Origin of the sequence: Pseudoduganella dura (assembly GCF_009727155.1) — a bacterium.
Taxonomy (GTDB): Bacteria; Pseudomonadota; Gammaproteobacteria; order Burkholderiales; family Burkholderiaceae_D; genus Rugamonas; species Rugamonas dura.
The window spans coordinates 3,509,090-3,525,532 of the sequence record NZ_WNWM01000002.1 but is presented as its reverse complement, the minus strand read 5'-3'; the positions used below and the strand labels follow the sequence as shown (position 1 = coordinate 3,525,532).

Annotated in this window: 14 protein-coding genes and 1 pseudogene; 11 read left to right on the top strand and 4 right to left on the bottom strand. The window is 65.1% G+C overall.

Going from position 1 to position 16,443, the window contains the following annotated elements:
- Positions 1–196: 196 nt before the first annotated feature.
- Positions 197–1,393, top strand: a complete 1,197-nt coding sequence (locus GJV26_RS15420; RefSeq protein ID WP_155709600.1) for an IS4 family transposase — start codon at positions 197–199, stop codon at positions 1,391–1,393.
- A 61-nt stretch (positions 1,394–1,454) separates the two neighbouring features.
- Here GJV26_RS15420 and GJV26_RS15415 read toward each other — a convergent pair whose 3' ends face one another.
- Complete coding sequence (locus GJV26_RS15415; RefSeq protein ID WP_155709599.1) at positions 1,455–2,396, bottom strand: GlxA family transcriptional regulator; 942 nt, start codon at positions 2,394–2,396, stop codon at positions 1,455–1,457.
- Between the two features lie 115 nt (positions 2,397–2,511).
- Between GJV26_RS15415 and GJV26_RS15410 the strand changes: the two genes are divergently transcribed.
- The 6 genes and pseudogenes from GJV26_RS15410 to GJV26_RS15385 all read left to right on the top strand — a co-directional run bounded on the left by GJV26_RS15410 (position 2,512) and on the right by GJV26_RS15385 (position 7,389).
- Entirely contained in the window at positions 2,512–2,958 is a 447-nt protein-coding gene (locus GJV26_RS15410; protein ID WP_155709598.1) for a MarR family winged helix-turn-helix transcriptional regulator, read from the top strand.
- An 8-nt stretch (positions 2,959–2,966) separates the two neighbouring features.
- Positions 2,967–3,254, top strand: a complete 288-nt coding sequence (locus GJV26_RS15405; RefSeq protein WP_308807631.1) for a hypothetical protein — start codon at positions 2,967–2,969, stop codon at positions 3,252–3,254.
- A 113-nt stretch (positions 3,255–3,367) separates the two neighbouring features.
- Positions 3,368–4,206 (top strand): annotated as a pseudogene (locus GJV26_RS15400) (HDOD domain-containing protein).
- Between the two features lie 97 nt (positions 4,207–4,303).
- Positions 4,304–5,230, top strand: a complete 927-nt coding sequence (locus GJV26_RS15395) for an alpha/beta hydrolase (protein ID WP_155709597.1) — start codon at positions 4,304–4,306, stop codon at positions 5,228–5,230.
- A 399-nt stretch (positions 5,231–5,629) separates the two neighbouring features.
- Positions 5,630–6,658: an HTH-type transcriptional regulator GntR gene (gene gntR, locus GJV26_RS15390; protein ID WP_155709596.1), complete on the top strand. Its 1,029-nt coding sequence runs from the start codon at positions 5,630–5,632 to the stop codon at positions 6,656–6,658.
- A 224-nt stretch (positions 6,659–6,882) separates the two neighbouring features.
- On the top strand, positions 6,883–7,389 hold the full coding sequence (locus GJV26_RS15385) for a gluconokinase (protein ID WP_229419311.1): 507 nt from the start codon (positions 6,883–6,885) through the stop codon (positions 7,387–7,389).
- Between the two features lie 47 nt (positions 7,390–7,436).
- On the opposite strand, the gene GJV26_RS15380 is transcribed toward GJV26_RS15385, so the two are convergent.
- From GJV26_RS15380 to GJV26_RS30460, 3 genes are all read right to left on the bottom strand, one after another.
- The gene (locus tag GJV26_RS15380; RefSeq protein ID WP_229419310.1) at positions 7,437–9,818 is read right to left on the bottom strand and encodes a GH36-type glycosyl hydrolase domain-containing protein; all 2,382 of its coding nucleotides are present in this window, start codon (positions 9,816–9,818) and stop codon (positions 7,437–7,439) included.
- The gene (locus tag GJV26_RS15375; protein ID WP_155709595.1) at positions 9,775–11,229 is read right to left on the bottom strand and encodes an MFS transporter; all 1,455 of its coding nucleotides are present in this window, start codon (positions 11,227–11,229) and stop codon (positions 9,775–9,777) included. Before GJV26_RS15375 ends, GJV26_RS15380 begins: the two co-directional genes overlap by 44 nt.
- Before the next feature lie 102 nt (positions 11,230–11,331).
- Complete coding sequence (locus tag GJV26_RS30460; RefSeq protein ID WP_260114804.1) at positions 11,332–11,454, bottom strand: hypothetical protein; 123 nt, start codon at positions 11,452–11,454, stop codon at positions 11,332–11,334.
- Positions 11,455–11,755: 301 nt separating this feature from the next.
- On the opposite strand from GJV26_RS30460, the gene GJV26_RS15370 reads away from it, so the two are divergent.
- From GJV26_RS15370 to GJV26_RS15355, 4 genes are all read left to right on the top strand, one after another.
- Positions 11,756–13,969, top strand: coding sequence for a TonB-dependent siderophore receptor (locus tag GJV26_RS15370; protein ID WP_155709594.1), 2,214 nt, complete (start codon positions 11,756–11,758; stop codon positions 13,967–13,969).
- Positions 13,970–14,036: 67 nt separating this feature from the next.
- Positions 14,037–14,354, top strand: coding sequence for a DUF3649 domain-containing protein (locus tag GJV26_RS15365; RefSeq protein ID WP_189442167.1), 318 nt, complete (start codon positions 14,037–14,039; stop codon positions 14,352–14,354).
- Positions 14,351–16,069, top strand: a complete 1,719-nt coding sequence (locus GJV26_RS15360) for a PepSY-associated TM helix domain-containing protein (RefSeq protein ID WP_155709592.1) — start codon at positions 14,351–14,353, stop codon at positions 16,067–16,069. Before GJV26_RS15365 ends, GJV26_RS15360 begins: the two co-directional genes overlap by 4 nt.
- A complete protein-coding gene (locus GJV26_RS15355) occupies positions 16,066–16,386 on the top strand; it encodes a DUF3325 domain-containing protein (protein ID WP_155709591.1) in 321 nt (106 codons plus the stop codon). The genes GJV26_RS15360 and GJV26_RS15355 overlap by 4 nt, the downstream gene beginning before the upstream one ends.
- The last annotated feature ends 57 nt before the right edge of the window (positions 16,387–16,443 follow it).

Genomic DNA, 16,443 nt, shown 5'->3' with positions numbered 1-16,443 from the left:
AGAAGCGACAAGAATTTTCCTAAAACCGGTGCCAGTCATCACCGCAAAAAATAGGGACAGACCCTGAGCCTACCCCTCAAATTTTTGTTGTAAACCATATGGGAAGCTGTTAACTTCAATCCCAAAAACGGCACATGCATGGCCGTGTTAGCCCTTTCATTCGTAGCGACCAAACTGCAAATGAAAGGCACGGACCATGCATGCACGCCAAATCATACAACGATTGTTGGGGCAGGAGTGCCCATCAATTCACGCTAAACGCCGAGCTTGCCTAGCTCAAATTGTGCAAGCTGCAGCTCGTGCCGGGCTGGGCGTTGTACGCATCGGTAAGCAGCTCAGGTCACAAACAAGTCTTCGGCATCGCATCAAGTGCTGTGACCGTTTGCTGAGCAATCCCCATCTGGCCAAAGAGCGGGTGCAGATATACCGAGCAATGAGCCAACGCCTTCTTCAATCCAGGCAATACGTGCAGGTAGCAGTAGATTGGTCAGAAATTCGCGCAGATGGCAGTGCTCAATTGCTGCGTGCAGCAGCCATCATCGAAGGACGCGCCTTTACGCTCTACGAGGAGGTCCACCCTCAGGAGAGGCTCGCGGCATCTTTGGTCCATAAGTGCTTCATGAAGACCCTGAAAACCATCCTGCCAGCGCACTGTCGCGCCATCATCATCACCGATGCAGGATTTCGTGCTACGTGGTTTAAAACGCTCAATCAGCTCGGCTTTGGCTGGGTCGGACGGATACGCAACCGTGATTTGGTGTGCCAACAGAACGGCAACGACTGGTTCGGCTGCAAAAGCTTGTACTCAAGAGCTACCGCAAAAGCGCGCGATTTGGGCTATTTTTTTCATGTCCGCTCCAACCCTGTCGACTGCCGATTAGTGCTGTACAAGTCCAAATCGAAAGGACGGCATTGCTTGACGAAATCCGGTCAACCTGCGCGCGCGCACCACAGCAAGAAAAACAGCGCTGCCCAATGTGAGCCTTGGCTACTCGCCGTTTCGCCAGCACTGGCACAGCTTCGTGCAGACGACATCATCAAAATTTACTCTGGGCGCATGCAAATCGAGCAGACTTTCCGCGACCTGAAGAATGCCAAATGGGGAATGGCACTGCGACATAGCCAGACTACAAGCCTGCTTCGTCTGGCGGCACTTTTACTAATCGGTGCATTGCTCACTTATGCCTTATGGCTGATCGGCTTAGCGGCACGAGCGGCTGGCTATGAAGTCCACTACGGCAGCCATCCCAAGGCAGGCAGCTGCCTTTCAATCTTCTCGTTGGCAATGCACTGGGTCGACGACTATCGTCGACCCAGACTCTCCCCATCGGCCATCAAATATGCATTTATCGAACTCGTTTCGATGGTCCGCACTTGGGAATTCGAGGGGTAGGCTCAGGGACAGACCCTGTTTTACAGGAAAGACTTTCAGAAAACAGGGTACGTCCCTGTTTTTAAGCCGCGGCCAGCTTCCTCTGCCGCTCTTCCCGCGGCGTATTCCCGAACAACGCCCCGAACGCCGTGGAAAAGTGCGATCCGGAGGAAAAGCCGCACATCAGCCCCACCTGCACGATCGAATGGTTGGTTTCCAGCAGCAGCTGGCGTGCGCGCTGCAGCCGCAGTTCGAGGTAGTAGCGCGACGGCAGGCTGCCCAGGTATTGCTTGAACAGGCGTTCGAGCTGGCGGCGCGACAGGCCCACGAGGTTGGCAATGTCGTCGGTCGACAGCGGTTCCTCGATGTTGGCCTCCATTAACGTCACCGCTTCGGAGAGTTTCGGCTGCAGCGCGCCGAAGCGGGCCTGCAGGGCGACCCGCTGGCGTTCGTCCGCGCCGCGCACGCGGTCGATGCACAGCGCTTCCTTGACGGCGGCGCCGATGGCGCTGCCGAACAGGTGTTCGATCAGCGTCAGCGCGAAGTCGATGCTGGCCGCGCCGCCGCAGCAGGTGAGGTAGCGGCCATCGATCTCGAACAGGTGCGGCGTCATGATCGTGCGCTCGGTGATCTCTTCGGTATCGGCATACAGGGCCCACGGCAGCGCGATGCGGATGCCGGCGGCATGCCCGGCGCCGGCCAGCCACAGCACGGCCGCGCCGACGCCGCCCCAGCACGCCGCGCCGCGGCAGCGGTCGAGCACCGCCTGCAGCAGCGCGGGCGGTGGCGGGCGCTGCTGCTCGTCCGCCACCAGCAGCGCCACGTGCCAGTCTTCGGTCCTCTCGACGGCAACGGCGGCCGGCGTGCGCACGTCGAGCACGAACGCCGCGCCCAGCATGCGCTGCGCCAGCCGCAATGGCTGGGCGAGGCCGGACCAGGTGAGGCTCTCGGCATCGCCGGCGTTCACCAGCAGCATGCGCAGCGGCTGTTCGCGGCCTGGCCGCGCGAGGTTAGCGAAGGACATCGGACATGCAAAGGGCCATTCGAAGCTGACAAGTGCGGTTATGGTACCAGCTACGTGCGCACTCGCGGCGGCAGGGGTGGCACCCGCCGCGGCGGCCGCCCGTTATAATCGCGCCATGGGTGAACGCTATCTGAAGAGTATCCGGCTGCTGGCGGAATGCATGCAGGCATTCGAACGCCTGTCCGGCCGCCATGTGCGCGAGAATGGCCTGACACATGCCCAGTTCGACATCATCGCCACGCTGGGCAATACGCCGGGCATGTCCTACAAGGAGCTCGGCGAGCGGACGCTGATCACGAAAGGCACGCTGACGGGCGTGATCGAACGCCTGGAGCAGAAAAGCCTGGTAACGCGCGAACGCAGCACGCTCGACGCGCGCAGCTGGTTCATCCGGCTCACGCCCCGCGGCGAGCAGGTGTTCCATGACGTGTTTCCACGCGTGACCTCGCGCGGCGGCGCGGTATTCACCCACTACACGGAGGCCGATTACGAGGAACTGGAACGGGTGCTGTCGCGCCTGAAGTCCGTGATCGACGCTTCTCCCGAATCAACCCTATCCTGACCCAAACGATGCTGAAAACTACCCTGATCGACGGCTTCTTGCCGGCCCCCTTCGACAAAGAGATCGCCACCAACCTGCTGCTGGAAACCGCCACCGAGGATGAAGTGCGCGCGCAGAAATTCCTGATCGGCGTGCGCAACGAGGATGGCGACATCTACCGCCTGATCGGCGCCACCAAGCATAACAGCTTCACCAACGCCGTCGAGGAGCTGGAAGACCTGGAACTGACGGACGAGCTGGCGGACATGGACGGCACCACGCATGAAGGCTGCGACGCCATCTTCCGGCAGGAGTGAGCCGCGCCGCGGAGGCATCCGCGCAACGTCGCGCGCATCGCCATCACGCTTCGCTGCCGATTTGCTGTCGATTTTTTATTTCCACAAGGCAATATCGTGGGTATAATTTCATGATGGACAGAATCGAAGCCTTCAACATGATCGCGGCCCAGGCCGGCCGCGGCGAGCTTGCATTTCCCGCCAGCGTGGAAGCTTCCGTCAAGCTCCAGCAGGCCCTCGTCGATCCCGAGTGCCACGTGGACCTCGCCGCGCGCCTGATCGGCGCCGATCCGCTGCTGGCCGCGCGTACCGTGGCCATCGCCAATTCCATTGCATTCAACCGTTCCGGCACGCCCATCTCCAGCGTGCGCGCGGCCGTGCAGCGCCTCGGCGTGCGCACGCTGCAATCGCTGGTGGCCGCGCTCATCGTGCGCCAGCTGGGCAGCACGCTGGCCGATGCCGGCCTGCGTGCCAGTGTGGCACAGCTGTGGGAGCACACGGCTCACACGGCCGCGCTGGCCCAGGTGATCGCGCGCCGCGTCACGCACGTGGATCCGGATACCGCGCTGTTTGCCGGCATCGTGCACGAGGTTGGCGCGTTCTATGTGCTGTCGCGCGCGGGCGAGTTCCCCGGCCTGCTCGATGGCGGGGGGACGAATGGCTGGAGCATGGCGAAACCGTGGTCGGCAGGAGCGTGTTCGGTGCGCTGATGGTGCCGGAGCATGTGGTGCGCGCCATCGAGGCGATGTGGACCGGCATGCGCGCGCTGCCGCCGGAAACGCTGGGCGACACGCTGCTGCTGGCGGACGACCTGGCACAGGTGGCATCGCCGATGCATGCGCGGCCCGGCGCCACTACGCCGCAGGCGGCCCGCACGATCGATTTCGCGGTCGGCGACGGCACGCTGCAGGCGATCCTCGACGAGTCGCGCCACGAAGTGCAGTCGCTGCGTGCGGCGCTCATGCTCTGCTGACGCGTCGGCCCCACCGCCCTCCATCGGCCGCCGCGGCGGCCGACCCACCCCCATCCGTCATTTCGGCGATAATCGTTTCTTTTGCCTCGCCGACAACATGAAGAATCATCTCCGCGCCTTTGCCGCCGCGTGCTGCTTCGTGGCCGGCGGCGCGCTGGCCCAGGGTGCCTCGATCGCGCTCGAAGGTGCGCCGTATGTGCTGGAAGGAACCGAGGTGCGCACCGTGCGCGCCCGCGAACTGCAACGCGATTACCAGATCTATGTGAGCCTGCCGGCATTGTATGCGAAGTCCGGCCGCAGCTATCCCGTGGTCTTCGTCACCGACGCGCCGTATGCGTTCCCGGTCACGCGCGCGATCGCCGGCCGCGCCGGCCGCAAGGGCCGCGACATTGCCGAATTCATTCTCGTGGGCCTGGCGTACGCCAACGGCGACACGCCGGAATACAGCCGCCGCCGCGATTACACGCCCGGAGCGCCGGACGATGCCGATGCCGCGTCCGGCATCCAGTCCGACATGCCCGGCCGCGAGCCGAAGTTCGGCGAGGCGGCGGCGTTTTCCCGCTTCATCGCCAGCGACGTTTTCCCGTTCGTGGCGAAGCACTACCGCGCCGACATGAACCGCAAGACCTTCATCGGCCATTCGTTCGGTTCGCTGCTGGGCCTGGAGATGCTGTTCGGCGAGCGCCCTATGTTCGAGAATTACGTGCTGGGCAGCCCTTCGCTGTGGTTCGGCCGGCGCATGATGTTCGAACGCGAGAAGAGCATCGCCGCCAGCCGCAAGGATATCCGTGCCAACGTGCTGCTGGCCGTGGGGGAATACGAAACGATCCGGCCTGGCGCCCGCTATAACAAGCGCGAGGACATGGTGCGCGACATGCGCGCCTTCAAGGCCGCGCTGAAGTCGCGCAACTACCCGAGCCTGAAAATCGTTTCCGATGTGATCCCCGAGGAAGATCACCTGACCGTCGCCCCCGCGGTCATCACGCGGGGCCTGCGCTGGGCGCTGCCCGGCAGCGAGCAGTAAGGACGGCCGGCGCGATCGCGCGTGGAACAAGGAAGCATGGACAAAAAAATGCCCGCTCGAAAGCGGGCCAAGTCCAAAACTAGGGATGTCCTGAAAGAGACGATTCCATAGTACTAGCAAGCCCCCGCCATACTCTGTGCGCCAGTTCACACAACTTGCACATTCATCAAAAGACGTTTCTACGGCATGGCGGCCATGGCAGGCGCAGCGGGTGGCAATGTGTCGCAAGGCATTACAAATGCCGTGATCGACCTCGCTTTTGTTCCGCTTTTGCTCATACTGCCCAGGTATCGACAGCGCAGCCGCGATTGACAGTGCCGGCGATGTATGAATAAATCCAGCCCAACAACACCATAAACAAAGTACAAAAGCAAGGGGCTGCAAATCCCCTTCAAGAATATGAGCAAATCCCCTTCTTCCCGCAGCCGCGCCAGCGGACGTGTCACGCTGAGCGACGTGGCGGCCCGTGCCGGCGTGGCCCCGATGACGGCCTCGCGCGCGATCAATCAACCCGACCTGGTGTCGTCGCTGCTGCGCCAGCGCGTGGAACAGGCCGTGCAGGAGCTCGGCTACGTGCCGAACCGTGCCGCGCGCGCGCTGGCTTCCGCGCAATCGAACGTCATCGTGGTGCTGGTGCCCTCGTTGTCCAATACCGTGTTTACCGCCGTCCTGCAGGGGATCCAGGACGCGCTCGACTCCGACAACTACCAGCTCCTGATCGGCAACACCCGCTATTCCGACGCCGAAGAGGAAAAGCTGCTGAACGTGTACATGCAGTCGAATCCGGACGGTATCCTGCTGTCCGGCCTCACGCACAGCGCGCGCGTGCGGCAGATGCTGGAAACATCGCGCGTGCCGGTGGTATCGATGATGGACCTGTCGTCCGACCCGGACCTGCTGTGCGTGGGCTTCTCGCAGGTCGAAGCGGGCCAGGCAATGACGCGCTACCTGCTCGGCAAGGGCAAGAAGCGCATCGGCTTCATCGGCGCCCAGCTCGACGAACGCACGCTGCGCCGCGCCGAAGGCTATCGCAAGGCGATGGCCGATGCGGGCCTGGCCGATGCGCGCCTCGAACTGATGGTGCCCGATCCTTCCACCATCGCGCTGGGCGCCGAGCTGCTGGGCCGCATGCTGGCCCAGGTGCCGGACTGCGACGCGATCTTCTGCTGCAACGACGACCTGGCCCACGGCGCCATCTACCAGTGCCAGCGGCGCGGCATTTCCGTGCCGGAGCAGCTGGCGATCTGCGGCTTCAACGACCTGCCGGCATCGGCCTGGATGAAGCCGGCGCTGACCACGGTCGGCACGCCCCGCTACAAGATCGGCTTCGAGGCCGCCACGATGCTGCGCGCCACGATCCGCGGCGAACGGCCGGCGCAGGCGCACCTCGACCTCGGTTTTACGCTGATGGCGCGCGAAAGCGCCTGAACGGAAACCGCTGAAAACGGTGTCAGACCCTGATACCGTTCACTTGAGACATGCCATGCATCGCTTGCGCAAGCGGTTCCCTGGCAGAGGCTGGCTTGAATGAACGGTGGCCGTCTCCCGGCATGTTTCAGGAGGGCGGGTATCAGGTACCCGTTTTTTCTGTATTGAACAAAGCCACCGCGTGCAGTAAACTACACCATTGTTAGCGCTATCAGAAAGTAAAGATGAGTAAATTGGATGCCCCGCGCTGGGTGGTGATGGGTGTGGCCGGGTGCGGCAAGAGTTCGGTAGGCACCGCCCTGGCCGAACAGCTGGGCGTGCGGTTCGTCGAGGGCGACCGCTATCACTCGCCGGAAAACGTGGCGAAGATGAGCGCCGGCGTGCCGCTGACCGATGGCGACCGGCTGCACTGGCTGGCCAGCCTGCAGGGCGAGATCCGCGATTCGGTGCAGCGTGGCGAAGGCATCGTGGTCGCGTGCTCGGCACTCAAGCGCCGCTATCGCGACCTGCTGCGCGAAGGCGCGCCGGGCCTGCGGTTCGCCCACCTGGACGGCACGCGCGAGCTGATCGCCGCGCGGATGGATGCCCGTGTCGGCCACTACATGCCGCTGTCGCTGCTGGACAGCCAGTTCGCCGCGCTGGAAGCGCTGCAGCCGGACGAACCGGGCATCGTGCTCGACATCGGCGAGGAAGTGCCGCAGCTGGTCGGCCGCATCGCGCCGCCCGCCTGATCAAACCAGCGGCCTGATCCCAAGGCTGCCCGATCGCACCGGCCCCGTCACGCTGCCGGCACCGTCACTTCCAGCCGGTACGTGCGGCCGGCTTCGATGCCGGTCACGCGCGCTTCCGGCAGCAGCGTGCCGTCGCAACGCACCGTCGCTTCCGCCACGTCGCCGCGCCGCACCGCTACCTCGAAGGTCGCGCCGCGGAACGTGCGCACCGCCTTCATGCCGTTCCACGCCGCCGGCAACTGCGGCGCGATGCGCAGCCCCCCGGCATCGCCGACCAGGCCGCACAGGCCCTCGATGACGCAGCGGTAGATCCACGATACGGTGCCCGTATTGAACAGGTGGCTCGAACGGCCCGCCGTGCGCGGATACTCGCGCCAGGCGCCGCGGTAGTAATTCGGGATGAACACGGGCAGCTGGCCACGCCGCAGGTAATCCGCCTCATCCGGCCCGGGAATCATCTTGCGCATCAGGTCCCATGCGCGCTCGCCATCGGCCCCGTCGTACAGGCTGAAGATGTAGAACGCGGCGGCATGGTTATAGACGGCGCCGTTTTCCGCCGAGCCGGGATGCTTCTGCGTGACCCGCCCCACATCCTCGCGCATCTTCGAAAACGGCGGCGCGAACATCTGCACCCCGTAAGGCGTGTGCAGTTGCTGTTCGACTTCCCTGACCATCGACGCACGCTGCTCCGCGCCGGCAGCGCCGGACAGCATCGACCAGGCCTGCGGGTTGAGCCAGATGCGGCCCTCCGGGTCGTCGGCCACGCCGAACACCACGCCGTCGTCCGTGATGCCGCGCGCGAACCAGCGGCCGTCCCACAGGTGCTCGTTGGCGGCATCGTTCAGCGCCTGCGCGCCGGCGCGGAAGTGGCGCGCACCTTCTTCATCCCCGTGCTGCGCGCACATGCCGGCCCACAGGTTCAGTGCATACGCGGCGGCCACCGTCAGCCAGCCGGACACGCCCTTGCCCTTGTAGCCCACCATGTTCATCGGGTCGCACCAGTCGCCCTGCGCGATGTACGACAGGCCGCGCTCGTCGCGTTCCTCCAGCAGCCAGTCCATCGCGCGGCCGATGCGCTGCGCCACCGTCTGGCTGCGCCCTTCGCTGTCGGCCACCGGTTCGTCAAGCAGCGCCCAGTCGGCCGTCTCGTCCAGGTAGGCCTTCAGGCACACGGGCAGCCACACGCAGTGATCGGTGTGCGGCACCTGGTTGATGTATTTCAGTTCGGCGCCCTCGACCAGCAGGATCCCGTCCGGCATCGCGCCGGTCGCTTCCTGCTGCGACAGCGCGTGCAGGAACGCGCCGCGCGCGGTGGGCGGGTGCACGAAGCTCATGCCCATGTTGTCCTGCAGGTAGTTGCGGGTCTGCGGATCGGTGGTCAGGCGGTTGGAGCCGCCGTGGTAATACACCTGGCGCGGCAGCCAGTGGTTGACGAAGTTGTCGAACTCCGCGTCCGGCGTCTCCACCATGACGCAACCGGCGCCGGCACCGATGTACGCGGCGTACTGTTCGCGGGCCGCCGCGAAACCGGCGGCGGAAAGGTAACGTTCGCGCAGCGCGGCGATTTCGGCATCGTCGAACGCGGGGCCGAACAGGAAGCGGTATTGCTCGCTGCCGCCGGCGGCCAGCGCCAGGCGGTATTGCACGGCGCCCACCGGCGTTTCATAACGCGCGTCGCCGCCGGCAAGCGATGGCTCCCGCAGCGCAGAAGGCGCGTGCAGGCCGCCCTCGCCTTCGAACGCCTCCTGCGCGGCTTCCCACGCATCGGGAGTGCGCTCGCACAGGAAGAACGTCCTGTCCTTGAAGTTCTTCTGCTTGAAGTAGTCCGCCACCTTCTGGTACGGCGTGACGGACGAGGCAACGATCCCGCCCAGGTCGGCGCGATACTCGGCCGACTGGTTCATCCAGCTCATGTAGCCGATCGTGAAGTACGGGTACACCGACAGCCGGCGCGGCCTTCCCGACAGGTTCGTCACCTTCAGCGACCACAGCTCGGCCACGTCGTCCACCGGCAAGCCGATGGCCAGTTCGATGCGGATGCCGAGGTTTTCCACGGTCCAGGCCATGTCGCTCTTCCCGGCCGAGAACACGAAACGGTCCGGCGCGGCGCGCACCGGTTCGTACGGCGCGGAGAACAGCTCGCCCGTTTCCTCGTCCTTCACGTAGAAGAAGCGGCCCGGGTGGTGCGCGTAGTACCCCTGCTCCGGCTGCATGAACGTGCGCGCTTCCAGGTTCGGCGCATACGCATACTTGGCCGGTTCCGGTTGCATGAACTGGGCCACCGCGTAGCCGCGGCAGTTCACCTGGATCATCATCTTGCGGTTCCACAGGAACCCGGCCGCCCGCGGCATGGCCGTGGGCGACAGCAGCTCGTAGCGGTGGCCGTCAGCGGATGGGTGCAGCGGGGGGAAGTGCATGCGGGCTGTCATCTGGTTCTTCTCCGGTATTGCGAACATCTGGTGCGGGTTTGCGAACGGCGAGGTCGGCCTGGATGCCGCGCAGCATGGCGGCATCCAGGCGGTAACAGCACATCACGCCGACGGCGAGCAGCGCGAAGGCGGCGGGGATCAGCGACATCAGCCACACGATGCCGGCCGTGGAATCGGGGCTTTGCGTGGCGTTCGGCACATAGCCCAGCGTGGTGAACAGCGCGCCGATCACGGCCACCGCCAGCGCCGTGCCCAGCTTCTGCGAGAACGTGGCAGCGGCGAACGTCATCGCCGTGGCGCGGCGGCCGGTACGCCACTCGTTGTAGTCGGCCGTGTCGGCATACATCGAGAACGCCAGCGGCGACTTCGGCCCCAGCACCAGGCCCATGCCGGCCTGGAGCGCGAACATCAGCCACACCTGGTCCTGCGGCACGAAGAAATACGCGGTGGACAGCACAGCCGTGGCGCTCATCAGGATGATCATCAGCTTCTTCTTGTCGACGAAGCGCGTCATCAGCGGCGATGCGGCGGCGCCGACGGCGGCGGCGAACATGTAGACGGAAACGAAGGCGCCCATCAGTTCCGGCCTGCCGACCACGTACTTGAAGTAATAGGCGGCGGTGGTGGTGCGCAGCGTGATCGTCACCATGATGATCAGCGCCAGGAAGAACAGCACCAGCCACGGGCCGTTGCGCGACAGGTCGCGCACGTCTTCCATCACGTTGCTCTTCTGCTGCGGCGACGGGGCGATGCGCTCGCGCGTGTTGGCAAAGGTGAGCACGAACATCACCGACGCGGCCACCGCCCATGCCGCCATCGTCAGTTGCCAGCCCAGCTTGTCGTTGCCGTTGCCGAACGCCTTCACCATGGCCGGCGTGGCCGCGGTGACCAGCATGCTGCCGCCGAATGCGCAGATGAAGCGCAGGCCGTTGATCGTGGAGCGTTCCTGCGGATCGGCCGACATCACGCCGGACAACGCGTTGTAGGGAATGTTGATGCCGGTGTAGCAGACCATCATCAGCAGGTAGGTGCCATAGGCCCATAGCAGGCGGCCGTCGCCATCCAGGTCGGGCGTCGTGTAGGTGAGCACGGCGGCGCAGCCGAGCGGCACGGCCATCCATACCAGGTACGGGCGGAATTTGCCGTAGCGGGTGGTGGTGCGGTCGGCCAGCGCGCCGATCATCGGATCGGTGAATGCGTTGACCAGTTTGACCGCGAACATCATCGACGCTGCCGCGGCCGCCGAGATGCCGAAGACGTCGGTGTAGAAGATCAGCAGGAACGTGGCGATATTGGTCCAGTAGAAATTGAACCCCATGTCGGCGATGCCGTAGCTGATCTTTTCACGCCAGGACAGGCGCTTGTGCAAGGCAATGCGCTGGTCGGAAGGATTGGTGGAACCGGTGTTCATTCGGAAGGCCTGCATGAAAAAAAACTGCGCGGGTGGACCGATTGTCCCCCCGCACAGAAAAAACGAACCGGGAAAGTGTAACCCGGTCCGCCCATCGGACCTTCAGGCATGCTGTCCCTGCGGCGCGCGGCGCGACGGCGCGGCGCCTGTCGTGTCGGGTGGCATGGTGTGCAGCATGGTCGTCTCCTCCTGCATCGTGCTGCCGGGGTCGTATCGCGGGATCAAGCCTTGTCCGGCAAGCCCATTGATATCGGTGGCAGCGCTAACATTTTTTTTGTACTGCTCAGTACAGGTGGGATTTTCATTTTTTACCGCACCCTGCTGATAGCGCTAACAAGTGCATTTAGTGTAATCACGCTGTTTTGCGAAGTCAACAAGTTCGTGCACGCCTCTTACCGATGGGTTGCCACACTTTGACAAACTTTCTGAATATTAAATGAGTATCATTCTCAGTTACGCGCGGCCGGTCTGCCCTGTTCGGTGGCAGTCGCGGTCGTGGAAAAGTCTCGATAACAGGACCAGGAAGATGAATCAAACTCTGCAACGCACCCCGCTCGCCGCCGTCCTCTGCATGGCTGCATTGGCCACCCCCATTGCCGCTCCCGCCTTCGCGCAAGTCGCCACCGAACAGCAGATGTCCGAAGTGCAGGTGACCAGTACCGCCGAAGAGGCGCTGAAACAGGCACCGGGCGTATCGACGATTACCGCCGCCGACATCGAGGCGCGCCCGCCGGCCAACGACCTTTCGGAAATCATCCGCACGATGCCTGGCGTGAACCTCACCGGCAACAGCTCCACCGGCCAGTACGGCAACAACCGCCAGATCGACCTGCGCGGCATGGGCCCGGAAAATACGCTGATCCTGGTCGACGGCAAGCCGGTCACCTCGCGCAACTCGGTGCGGATGGGCCGCAGCGGCGAACGCAACTCGCGCGGCGACACCAACTGGGTGCCGGCCGAACTGGTCGAACGCATCGAAGTGCTGCGCGGCCCGGCCGCGGCGCGCTACGGGTCCGGCGCGGCCGGCGGTGTCGTCAACATCATCACCAGGGCGCCGGGCGACAGGCTGTCCGGTTCCGTTACCGCGTACGCGCTGGCGCCGGAACACGGCGAAGAAAGCTCGACGAAGCGCCTGGGCTTCAACCTGTCCGGCCCGCTGGCCGGCAAGTTCTCGTTCCGCGTGTTCGGCAACGTCAACAAGACCGATGCCGACGACCTGTCGATCAACGCCACGCCGGAAAACACGGCCGATGGCGCGATCCCGCCGGCCGGCCGTGAAGGCGTGCGCAACCGCGACGTGGGCGGCCTGCTGCGCTGGGACCTGGCGCCCGGCCAGGTGCTGGAACTGGAATCGGGATTCTCGCGCCAGGGCAACATCTATGCCGGCGACCGCGCGGTAAATTCCACCGGCACCGCGCTGCTGGGCGAGCTGGCCAATGCCGGCGCCGAAACCAACGTGATGATCCGCCGCACCGCTTCGCTGACGCACTGCGGCACATGGGGCTTCGGCACGTCGAAACTGTCGCTGCAATGGGAAAACACCGACAACACGCGGCTGAACGAAGGCCTGGCCGGCGGCCCGGAAGGCAGCATCTCGAACGCCACCTCGTGGTCGACGTCGGAGCTGGAAAACCATATCCTGAACGGCGAGGTGAACCTGCCGGGCAAGCTGTTCGGGCTGTCGCAGATGATGACGGTGGGCTTCGACGTGCGGCAGGAAAAGCTGAACGACCCGTATTCGATGACGCAGACGGCCACCGCGATCCCCGGCCTGGCCACGACCGGCCGCGACGGCAAGGCCGATGCGGAAACCTATGCGGTGTACGTGGAAGACAATATCGGCCTGTCCGCGAACCTGGTGCTGACGCCCGGCGTGCGGTTCGACAGGCACAGCCAGTTCGGCACCAACTGGAGCCCGAGCCTGAACGCCTCGTATGCGCTGACGCCGACGGTCACGCTCAAGGGTGGCGTGGCGCGCGCCTTCAAGGCGCCCAACCTGTACCAGTCGAACCCGAACTACCTGTACTACACGCGCGGCAACGGCTGCCCCGTCAACAACCCGAACCTGGGCGGCGGCTGCTACCTGCGCGGCAACGCCGACCTCGACGCCGAGACCAGCGTCAACAAGGAAATCGGCATCGGCTGGAACGACGCCGGCCATTCCGCCAGCGTGACCTATTTCCATAACGATTACCGCAACAAGATCGTCGGCGGCATGGACAGCCTGCTGGGCAACACGTCGGCGAACGGCCGCCTGTTCCAGTGGGAAAACGCGCCGAAGGCGGTCGTGCAGGGGATCGAGGGCAACGTGACGGTGCCGTTCGGAACTGGCGTGAAGTTCATCAACAACCTCACGTACATGATCGAGAACGAGAACAAGACCACCGGCGAGCCGCTGTCCGTGATTCCCGAGTTCACGCTGAACACGTCGCTCGACTGGCAGGTGAACGACAAGGTCTCGCTGCTGTTCACCGGCACCTGGTACGGCAAGCAGGAGCCGCGCCATCTGACCACACAGGGAGCGCAAGCCACCGGCGAAGCATTGAACACGCTGGACCCGTACAGCGTCTGGGGCGTGAGCGCCGGCTATGCGTTCACGAAGAACCTGCGCCTGCGCGCCGGCATCAACAACCTGTTCGACGAACGCCTGTTCCGCGAAAGCACCGGCTCCGGTGCCGGCGCCGCCACGTACAACGAAGCGGGCCGTTCGCTGTTCGTCAGCCTGACTTCCTCGTTCTAAAAACATATCGCCCCTGCCCGCCCGCGTACCGACCGTGCGCGGGCGGTTTCGTCGAGAGGAAACTATCGTGAGCAAGAAAACTTCGCTGCCCGCCGCCTACCGCTGGCTGGTGGCATCGCGCAGCGTGGCGGCGATCTTCGGCGGCTACCTGCTGGCCGCCGCCTGGGCCGCCTGCATGAGCCTGTGGCTGCAGAAGACCGGCATGGCCCGTGTCGATGCCGTGACCACCGCCACCATGTCGTCGTTCGTGGTGCACCTGTGCGCCGCGATCTGGGTGTTCGCGGCGGGCACCACGCAACGTGCGTGGATCGGCATCGTGCTGCCTGCCGCCCTGCTGGCGGCGGGCACCTGGCTGGCCGGGGCCGGCGCAGGGGGTGCGGCATGAGGCCCGACAGCAAGCCGGAAGGCATCCGCCAGTCGATGTCATGGCTGCACACGTGGACCGGCATCGTGCCGGGCTGGCTGTTGTACGCCGTGTTCTTCACCGGCACGCTCAGCTACTTCCTCGACGAAGTGAACCTGTGGATGAAGCCGGAGCTGCATGCTTCGGTACCCGCCGCGGATGCCGCTCGGATCGCGGCGGTGGCGCTGGCCGGCATGGGCAAACTCGCGCCGGATGCGAACAGCTGGACGCTGGAACTGCCGAACGAACGGCAGACCACCGTTTCCGCCACCTGGCGCGACAGGAATGCGCCGGCCGGCCGTGCCGGCACCAAGCGCGCCGAACTCGATGCCGCCACGGGCGAGAAAATCGACACGCGCGAGACGCGGGGCGGCAGTTTCCTGTACCGCTTCCACTTCGAACTGCATGCGATGGACCGCACCACCGGGCGCTGGATCGTGGGCATCGCCACGATGTTCATGTTCGTGGCGATCATCAGCGGCGTCATCACGCACAAGAAGATCTTCGCGGAATTCTTCACGTTCCGGCCGAAGAAAGGCCAGCGCTCGTGGCTGGACGCACACAATGCAACGGCCGTGCTGGCGCTGCCGTTCCACATCATGATCACGTTCTCCGGCCTGCTGCTGCTGATGGCGACGCTGATGCCGTGGGGTGCCGACGCGGCCTATGACGGCAATGCGCAGGCCTACAACATGGAGCGGCGCGGCATGGCGCCCGGCGGCCAAGGACAGGGGCAAGGCCAGGGCGAGCAGCGCAACGCCGGCGGACGGGAAGGCCGTGAAGGCGGCCGCGAAGGCCGTGGCGGCCGTTCGCGCGATGGCGGCGGCGAAGCCGTCGACCTGGCGGCGGCGATCGGGCCGATGCTGGCGCAGGCGCGCACCGAATGGAAAAACGGCGGGTCGAACCACGAAGTGGGCCGCATCACCGTCAACCGCCCGAACAAGCCCGGCGCCACGGTCGAACTGCGCGCGCACGGCAGCGACAGCCTGACAACGCGGGGCGCTTCCGCGCGGCTGGTCTTCGATGCCGCCACCGGCAAGATCAAGGAACGCCCGCCGCTGCCGACGCCATCGGCCGCCAGCGCGTTCGGCAACGTGTTCGCCAGCGCCCACATGGGCCGCTTCGCCGGACCGACGGTGCGCTGGCTGCTGTTCCTGTCCGGCGTGGTCGGCACCGCAATGGTGGCGACGGGACTCGTGCTGTGGGTCGTCAAGCGGGCGCCGGAGCGCAGGAAGCTGGGCCGCACGCCGTTCGGCCACCGGCTGGTGGAAGTCACCAATACCGGCGTCATCACCGGCCTGGCGCTGGCGACCGGCGCCTACTTCTGGCTGAACCGCCTGCTGCCGGTGGAGCTGGCGGAACGGGCCGCGTGGGAAATCAACGGCTTCTTCCTCGCCTGGCTGGCCGCGCTCGTGCATGCGGCGCTGCGCCCGGCGCGTGCCGCGTGGCTGGAACAGTGCATCGCGGTGGCCGTGATGTTCGTGCTGCTGCCGGTGCTCAACCCGCTGACCGGCGGCCATGGCCTCGACAGGAGCATCGCGCTGGGCCAGGCGGGCATCGTGGGCTTCGACTTCGCGATGCTGGCGATCGCCGCGCTGTTCGGCTGGATCGCGCGGCACCTGATCCGCAAGGACAGGCCCCTGGCCAAGGCAGCACCGGGCGCCGCGCCGGCCGAACTGACGGAGGTGACGCCATGAACGCATTGATCGTGTTTGCGCTGAGCTATGCGGCGATGGCGGCCGTGTCGCTGTCGATGGAACGGCACCAGCAACAGGTGGCCGGCAGGCCGTTCGCCGGCATGGCGCTGCGGCTGGGCGGCTGGGTGCTGCTCGCGGTGTCGCTGGCACCGGCGATCGCGGCCTGGGGCACGTCGGTCGGTATCCTGGCCTGGCTGGGCTTCCTTACGTTCGCTGCGCTCGCCACCGGCCTGCAGATGACCTATGCGCCCCGGCCGGTGCGGTGGACGGCGCCGACGGTGGCGCTGCTGGGCGCCATGGCCTGGATGCTGGCCTGATCCCACAGGCGGTGGCGAGGCGCTGCTACAATCATGGATTGTAAATGAGAATCATCC